8 protein-coding genes are annotated in these 7918 nt (G+C 71.8%); 7 read left to right on the forward strand and 1 reads right to left on the reverse strand.

All coding sequences use genetic code 11. From position 1 onward, the window contains the following. The first annotated feature begins 107 nt into the window (after positions 1-107). From QM626_RS09375 to QM626_RS09395, 5 genes are all read left to right on the forward strand, one after another. On the forward strand, positions 108-809 hold the full coding sequence (locus QM626_RS09375; protein WP_415076318.1) for a GntR family transcriptional regulator: 702 nt from the start codon (positions 108-110) through the stop codon (positions 807-809). Continuing rightward, positions 806-1813, forward strand: a complete 1008-nt coding sequence (locus QM626_RS09380; RefSeq protein WP_415076320.1) for a hypothetical protein — start codon at positions 806-808, stop codon at positions 1811-1813. Before QM626_RS09375 ends, QM626_RS09380 begins: the two co-directional genes overlap by 4 nt. A 19-nt stretch (positions 1814-1832) precedes the next feature. Continuing rightward, on the forward strand, positions 1833-2852 hold the full coding sequence (locus QM626_RS09385) for a dihydrodipicolinate synthase family protein (RefSeq protein ID WP_415076322.1): 1020 nt from the start codon (positions 1833-1835) through the stop codon (positions 2850-2852). Positions 2853-2876: 24 nt separating this feature from the next. Further along, positions 2877-4466 (forward strand): FAD-binding oxidoreductase, encoded by a 1590-nt coding sequence (locus tag QM626_RS09390; protein ID WP_415076324.1) that lies wholly within the window; start codon positions 2877-2879, stop codon positions 4464-4466. A 111-nt stretch (positions 4467-4577) separates the two neighbouring features. Beyond that, positions 4578-5345: a cyclase family protein gene (locus QM626_RS09395; RefSeq protein WP_415076326.1), complete on the forward strand. Its 768-nt coding sequence runs from the start codon at positions 4578-4580 to the stop codon at positions 5343-5345. A gap of 37 nt (positions 5346-5382) precedes the next feature. Here QM626_RS09395 and QM626_RS09400 read toward each other — a convergent pair whose 3' ends face one another. Then, on the reverse strand, positions 5383-5991 hold the full coding sequence (locus tag QM626_RS09400; protein WP_415076328.1) for a TetR/AcrR family transcriptional regulator: 609 nt from the start codon (positions 5989-5991) through the stop codon (positions 5383-5385). Positions 5992-6243: 252 nt separating this feature from the next. On the opposite strand from QM626_RS09400, the gene QM626_RS09405 reads away from it, so the two are divergent. Both QM626_RS09405 and QM626_RS09410 read left to right on the forward strand, forming a co-directional pair. Continuing rightward, positions 6244-7044 carry a MoaF C-terminal domain-containing protein gene (locus QM626_RS09405; protein WP_415076330.1) on the forward strand — a complete coding sequence of 267 codons (801 nt, stop codon included), beginning with the start codon at positions 6244-6246 and terminating at the stop codon, positions 7042-7044. Then, on the forward strand, positions 7038-7918 hold an 881-nt coding region (locus tag QM626_RS09410), incomplete at its 3' end, for an acyl-CoA dehydrogenase family protein (protein WP_415076332.1). The genes QM626_RS09405 and QM626_RS09410, both read left to right, overlap by 7 nt.

Genomic DNA, 7918 nt, shown 5'->3' on the forward strand with positions numbered 1-7918 from the left:
GTGGCGAGCGTACGGCGAGATCCTGGACGTCGTCCATCCGTCCGGGCGATAGCTGCCATGGTCCCGCGGGGGTCGATCGGATGTCGGATATTGGATATTTGTTGTCCATGGCACAACTCACCCCGCGCCGGATGACCGACGAGGTCGTGACGATCCTGCGCGAGCGGATCGTGACGGGGGACCTCGCCGCCGGCAGCCGCATCGACGTCGCGACCCTCGCCGCCGAGCTCGGCATCTCCCGCACCCCGGTGCGCGAGGCCATCCTGCAGCTCGAGACCCAGGGGCTCGTCGTGCGTCAGCCCTATCGCGGCACGGTGGTCGCGGGCGTCGACGTCGGACGCCTGGAGGAGGTGACCGCCCTGCGCATCGATCTGGAGGGCCGCGCCGCGCTGCTCGGCACGCCGCGGCTGACGGATGCCGACGTGCAGCGCATGACCGGGCTGCTCGACGAGCTCGACGCGCGCAGCGGGGACGCCGACTTCTCGCAGGGCGTCTTCAACGACGTGAACCGCGCCTTCCACGGCGTGCTCTACGCCGCGGCGGACAGCCCGGTGCTGGAGCGGCTGATCTCGTCGCTCGGCGCGGAGGCCGACCGCCTGCGGCTGCACTTCGACGTGCGCGCCCCGTTCGCCGAGGCCTACCACCGGGTCATCCTCGACGCGTGCCGCCGGCGCGATGCCGCCGCAGCGGCGGAGGCCACCCGGCAGCACCTGCTGGAGTCGTACCTGGCCATGCGCGGCGAGCGCGCGGTGGGCGATGGCATCCTCGCCGACGTGCTGCGCGAGCAGGGCATGCAGGTGCGACGATGACCGACGACGGGTTCCACGCCGATCCGCCGACGCTGCTGCTCACCGACGAGGACGTCGCGGCGCTCGCGGACTGGGACGGCGCGATCGCCGCGCTGCGCGCCGCGTACTCCCGGCCCGATGAGCCGGCCCGCACGCCGGAGCGGGCCGTGGCCGTGACGGACGGCGGCTGGCAGCGGGTCATGGTCTCGGCCCCGGCCGGAGGCCGGTTCGCCGGGTCGAAGACGATCGCCGCGTCCCTGCGCGCCGGCCTGGCCGGCTACCTGATCACGCTGTTCGACCAGAACGACTCGCGACTGGCCGCGCTCATCGACGGCAACCGCATCACCGGCCTGCGGACGGCGGCGACCGCGGCCGCCGCGCTCACGGCGCTCCTGCCCGACCGGTCGGTGACGGCCGCGGTGGTCGGCAGCGGCTTCGAGGCCCGAGCGCAGCTCCGCGCCGCCGCGCGGGTCGCTCGTATCGAGGCGGTGCGGGTGACCAGTCCCACCGCGGCCAACCGCGAACGGTTCGCCGACGAGCTGGCCGCCGAGCTCGGCATCCCGGTCACGCCGGTCGTGGCGGGGGAGGAGGCTGTCCGCGGCGCCGGTCTCGTGCTGTGCGCGGCCCGGTCGCGCGACGAGACCCCGACGCTGCGCGCCGACTGGGTCGACGAGAACGCGACCGTCGTCTCCGTCGGCTCGACCACGCGTACGCAGATCGAACTGGACCCGGCCCTCGTCGGCCGCGCCGCGATCGTCGTGGCCGACGCCCCGGCGGAGGTGCTGCACGACTCGGGCGACATGATCGCGGCCCGCGCCGCCGGCCACGAGCCGGAGGCGATCACCGTGTCGCTGCACGATCTGCTGGGCGGCGGCGCCCGCCGGCCGGAGACCGGGATCGCCATCTACAAGTCCACCGGCAGCGGCTTCCAGGACATCGTGCTGGCCGAGCAGCTGTACCTGCGTGCCGTCGAGCAGGGGCGCGGAACGCCCCTGCCGGCCGGCATCCTCACCATCCGCAAGTAGGCCCGCGAAGGAGAAGAACATGGCCGGATACACCAGGGCCGAGGCGCGCGACTGGGCTCGTGAACGGCTCGTCGGTGCCGTCAACTGCACGATCCCGTCGTTCACCCGCTCGCTGGAGACGCTGAACGAGGCCGGCATCCGCCACGACGTCCGCCTGGCCAAGGAGCACGGCTTCATCGGCACGCTGGGCGTCTCCGAGATCAGCATCACGCTGCCCGAGTACCTCCAGTTCCTGGAGATCGTGCGCGACGAGGCGGGCAGCGACCTCGTCGTCACCCACCACGCGAGCTGGAGCGGCCTGGAGCAGAACATCCAGGCGGTCAGGGGCGCGGAGGCCGCAGGCGCGGAGCTCGTGCTGCTGAGCTACCCGCCGAACTTCTACCCGGAGTCGGAGCAGGAGATCCTCGACTACACGAAGGCGGTCTGCGACGCGACGAACCTCGCGGTGATCGTCTTCCCCATGTTCCTGTGGGGCTTCAGCTCGCGTATCCACCCCTCCGACATCCCGGCGCGCCTCATCCGCCGGATGCTGGACGAGATCCCCAACATCGCCGTGATCAAGGCCGAGGGCGGGGCGCCGAGCATCATGGGGATGATCGAGGCGTACCGGAGATTCGGCGACGAGGTCGTGATCTCCTGCCCGATCGAGGGCGACCTGCTGACCCTCGGCCAGCTGTTCCCGATCCAGCTGTCGGCCACCAGCGACCACGAGTTCTGGGGCCCGACCATCCCGCACGCGATGGAGCTGCTGCGCGAGGAGAGGTTCGACGAGGTCACCGACCTCTACTGGCAGATGCATCCGGCGCGCAAGGCGAAGGGAGCCGTGGCGGCGCAGCTGCACGGCGGCTTCTTCATCGACCGGCAGGCGTGGAAGTTCCAGGGGTGGCTGCGCGGCTACAACGGCGGCCCGCTGCGCTCCCCCACCCAGCGCATCCACGACCCGCAGATGAACACCCTGCGCAAGGGGCTCATCGACTCCGGGTTCGAGCCGAGCATGGACCCGTTCCGCGAGTTCTTCGTCGGCCGGAACCCCGCCTGAGCCACCGTTCGAAGGAGAGCAACGATGACCATCACCCCCGACTTCATCCCGGCGCGCGAGACGGATGCCGAGCCGACCGCGGTCGCCGCGGCCCTCGCGGAGATCGCCGCCGCCATCGGCGACGCGCACGTCGTCATCGGCGACGGCGGCGAGTTCCGCGACCCCTTCCAGCCCATCGAGTGGGACGCGTTCGCCACCGCCGGCGTCGCGCAGCCCGGCTCCACGGCGGACGTGCAGGAGATCGTGCGCATCGCCGGCGCCCACGGCGTCCCGGTGTGGGCGCAGGGGCAGGGGCGCAACAACGGGTACGGGGGAGCGGCGCCGCGGCTGTCCGGCGGCATCACGATCAACTTCCGTCGCATGAACCGCGTGCTCGAGCTCGACCCGGACCTCGGCGTCGCGCTCATCGAGCCGGGCGCGAGCTTCCAGGACATCTACGACGCCATCGAGGCGGCGGACGCCGGCCTCATGGTCAGCGTCCCCGACCTCGGCTGGGGCTCGATGGGCGGCAACCAGCAGGACAACGGCCTCACCTACCTGCCGTACGGCAAGGGCTGGCGCAACATCTGCGGGCTCGAGGTCGTCACCGCCGACGGCGAGCTGCTGCGCACCGGCATGGGCGCGATGGCGGACAACGCCAGCTGGAACCTCTACCCGCGCAGCCTCGGCCCGACGATCGAGCCGCTGTTCTTCCAGGGCAACCTCGGCGTGGTCACCAAGCTCGGGCTGTGGCTCATGCCCAAGCCCGAGGTCATCACCCACGTGCACGTCGACGTCGCGCGGGACGAGGACCTCATCCCGCTCGTGGACATCCTCCGCCGCCTGCGCCTGGACGGCACGATCGACGGCGTCCCCTGCATCCTGAACACCCTGCTGATCGCGTCGACGATCGCGCCCCGCGCGCACTGGTACGAGCCGGCGGAGGGGGTGATCCCGGATGCCGTCATCGACGAGATCGCGGCGACGATCGGGATCGGGCGCTGGCACCTGCGGTTCGCGCTGTACGGCGACCGGGCCGTGAACGAGCACAACCTGCGCAAGGCGCTCGACGCGTTCGGCGCGATCCCCGACGTGCGGATCCGGCACACCACGACGGGTCCGGAGGAATGGGCGTCGCTGCCGGACCCGAGCGATCGCGTGTACGCGGGCGTGCCGAACCTCGACTGGAACACCATGGCCGGCTGGCGCGGCGGCGAGCACGGCGGCCACATGAGCTTCGCCCCGGTGGCGCCGCTGAGCGGCCGGCAGGTGTACGACCTGCAGATGTGGCTGAAGGCGCGGTTCGAGCAGGGCGGCCTCGACCACACGGCCGACCTCATCGTCGTCAACGAGCGGTCGCTGTGCTCGGTGGCGGGCATCACGTTCGACATCGACGACGAGCAGGCCACCGCAGGCGCCTACCGCACGATGCAGGAGCTCGTGCGCGAGGCCGGCGCGATCGGCTACGGCGAGTACCGCGCGCACCTGCACTTCATGGACCTGGCGCAGGAGCAGTACGGCTGGGGCGATCACGCGTACCGCCGGTTCGTGGAGCGGATCAAGGACGCGGTCGACCCGCGAGGCATCCTCAGCCCCGGCCGCCACGGGATCTGGCCCGCCGCCCTGCGCCGCTGAGCGGGGCGTGCCCCGCCGCATCCGATCCGGCGATGCCATGCATGACGCCGAGCGGGTGTCGCGGAATCCGCGGCGCGCAGAGGATGGAACGCGCTGACGAAGGAGTTCCCCATGCGTTTCGTAGACCTGTCCATGCCGTTGGACGACGTCATCCCGGTCGACCCGCCGTTCCTGCGGCCGAAGATCGAGTACAAGGACCACATCGGCGGTCTGAAGGACATGTACGCGATGTACGGCATCCTGCCCGACCAGCTGCTCGACGGGCAGGGCCTCGCCGCCGAGACCGTGACGATCACGACGCACGCCGGCACGCACGTGGACGCCCCGTGGCACTACCACCCCACGATGAACAACGGCGAGAGGTCCTGGACGATCGACGAGGTGCCGCTGGAGTGGTTCTTCAAGCCCGGGGTCAAGCTCGACCTGCGGCACCTGCCCAACGGGCACCTGGTGACGCCCGCGGACATCGACGCCGAGCTGGAGCGCATCGGCTACGAGCTGCAGCCCCTGGACATCGTGCTCGCGCACACCGTCGCCTCGGCGGCTTACGGGCGTGACGACTACATCGACACCGGCATCGGCTTCGGCCGCGAGGCCACGCTGCACCTCGCGAGCAAGGGCGTGCGCGTGATGGGGACGGACGCCTGGGGCTGGGACGTGCCGGTGAGCATCAACCGGCAGCAGTTCGAGGAGACCGGCGACCCGTCGATCGTGTGGGAGGGACACAAGGCCGGCGCCGAGGTCGGCTACTGCCAGATCGAGAAGCTGCAGGGCCTCGACGCGATCCCGGCGTTCGGCTTCACGGTCGCCTGCTTCCCGGCCAAGGTGCGCGGGGCGTCGGCGGGCTGGACGCGGGCGGTCGCCATCTTCGAGGACTGACGCGCCTGCGGACGGGACCTCTGAGGCGGGACCCGCCTCAGAGGTCCTCGATGGTCGACGACCCGAACCCGGACCGGAGGATCTCGTAGCCGCGGTCCACCGCGGCGTGCGCCGTCGCGCACGCCGCGTCGATGCTGACACCGCGGGTCACGGCGTTGCCGAGCTCGGTGAGCGTCGCCCAGTGGATGCTGGCGAGGATGTACCCCAGCGCGGTCGCCAGCCCCCCGGCGCCCAGCTCCGGCTTCTCCTCCAGCAGCGCGTCCCTCACGAGCTCGGCGTCGCTGTTCAGCGCGAGCAGCCGGCGACGCTCGAGGGTCGGGCTCGCCGCGGTGATGGCGGTGAACTTGCGAAGCTCGTCGGAGATGTTGTCGCGCAGGTCGATCTGCCGGTGCGTCAGCTCCCGCAGCAGCTCGATGATCGGGACGCCGGGATGCTGATGGCGGTCGCGGATCGTCTGCTCCATCACCTGGATCATCGAGTCCGACCGGTAGAAGACGATGTCCTCCTTGCGTCCGAAGTGGTTGAAGACGGTCTTCTCGGTCACCCCGGCGGCGGCGGCGACCTCGGCCGTGCTCACGTTGTCGAAGCCCCGCTCGGAGAACAGCGTCATCGCCGCGTCGACGATCCGGAGGCGTCGTGTCTCCATGGCGCTCCGGCGCGGCGCGGCCTCCTCCGATATCACCATGCGTCCTCCCGGCGAGCGTCGGCGCTCGAATTCCGCCAGCCTACCCGCGGGCCTCGCGGGTACCGGCCATGTTTACAGTCGATGTAGCAGTAGTTTACAGTGGCTGTAATATGGCGAGGACGCCGCGGACGACGACGTCCGCGCAGGGAGGACCGGAACATGGGACGAACGACGGCTGAGAACCGATCCACGCAGGCGCTCCCGCCTGAGTCGTTGAGCGATTACCGGCTGCCCAGCACGACGGCGCTCGTCGGCGCGAAGATCGGGCTGGCCGGCCAGGCCGGGGGGACGCTGGGGATCGAGCTCCTCCCGGACGGCGTCGCCCGGTGGACGGCGCACGAGGTCGCCTGGCAGCACGGCGGCCGTGCGGAGTGGACGCAGGCCGGGGGCGAGGAGACCTGGTCGGGAGCCGGACAGGCCCCCGTCGACGTCGTCGAGCTGCGCGACGGCGTCTTCTTCGTCGATCTCGATCTCGACGAGCCGGCGACCGACGCCGCGACCGTCATCGTCGACGTGAACGGCGGGTGGGCTCTGATCGTGCACCAGCGCCGCATCCAGCCACGTGAGACCTGGTCGCGCGGGCCGGAGGTCCTGCACGTCTTCGCGGCCGCCACGGTCGAGGGGACGACGCCCACCGGCGCAGCCCCCGCCCCGACACGAGACCTCGTGGGCAAACGGCACCTCTACCGCTACAGCGCGCACAACCTCTACGAGCACGTCTACCTCAACTCGGAGAAGTTCTGCAGCCACAACGTGAACACCCTGTTCACGCCCTCCCGCGCGGACTGCCACCCGGCCAGCCACTTCTCCTTCGGCGACGATCTCTACGTCTTCACCTGGCGCGAGTACGACAGCGGCACCGGCATGGTCTCGGCCCTGGATCTGCGCACCCTGCGTGCGACGGCGAAGGCGCACGCGCCGGAGGGCTGGGGCCGGAGCGTGAGCCGGCCGATCGGCGGGCACATCATCCCCGCCGGCGGCCTCGACTACCCGGACGGCCTCGAGCCGTGCTGAGCGCCTCCGCGGCGGCCATCCGCGACCTCGCGCCCGAGGTGGAGGCGTTGGTGCCGTTCGCGGAGCGCGAGGGGGAGCTCGGGCCCGAGCTCCTCGGCCTGCTCCGCGACCACGAGCTGTTCCGGCTGGCCGTGCCCGCCGAGCTCGGCGGAGCGGGGCTCGACATCGTCGCGCAGGTCTCGTCGGTCGCGGCGCTCGCCGAGAGCGACGGGTCGGCCGCCTTCGCCGTCGCGATGGCGGCCGCCGCGGCCGACACGATGCCGGCGGCGTTCCTCCGCCGCGTCTACGCCGGCGGGCGCGACGTCATCGTCAGCGGGAGCGGCACGCCGACGCGCCAGGCCGTCGCCGTGGACGGCGGAGTGCGTCTCTCCGGGCGCTGGCCCGGAGTCGTCGGCAGCGCGCAGGCGGATGTCGTCACGGTGTTCTTCGTGCTCGGGGAGGACGAGCCCGTCCGTCGCGGACGGGCGTACCTGCCCGCGGCCTCCCTCGTCAGACGGCGCACCTGGGCGGCCACGGGCATGCGGGCGGCGGGATCGGACACGGTGCTGGCGGACGATCTCGTCGTGCCCGACGAGGACATCGAGTGGGACGACCGGTCCGCGGATCCGGAGCCGCGGGCCTCCGTGCTGTCGGTCCTCCCCGCCGCCGTGGCCGTCGGCCTGGCGCAGGGCGCGACGCGCCGGGCGGTCGCGCACGCACACGATCACCCCTGGGCGGGCACGAGCTACGCGCGTGCCGTGGACGCGCCGACGGTGCAGGTGCGCCTCGCAGACGCCGTGATGCACGCCGACAGCGCCGCGCTGCACCTGCGGCGGGCGGCGGCGGCGATCGACGCGGGTGTCGCGGACGCCGCGCCGCTGGACCGCCGGACGCG

This window comes from Microbacterium sp. (assembly GCF_047606385.1).
In the GTDB taxonomy this organism is placed as follows: Bacteria; Actinomycetota; Actinomycetes; order Actinomycetales; family Microbacteriaceae; genus Microbacterium.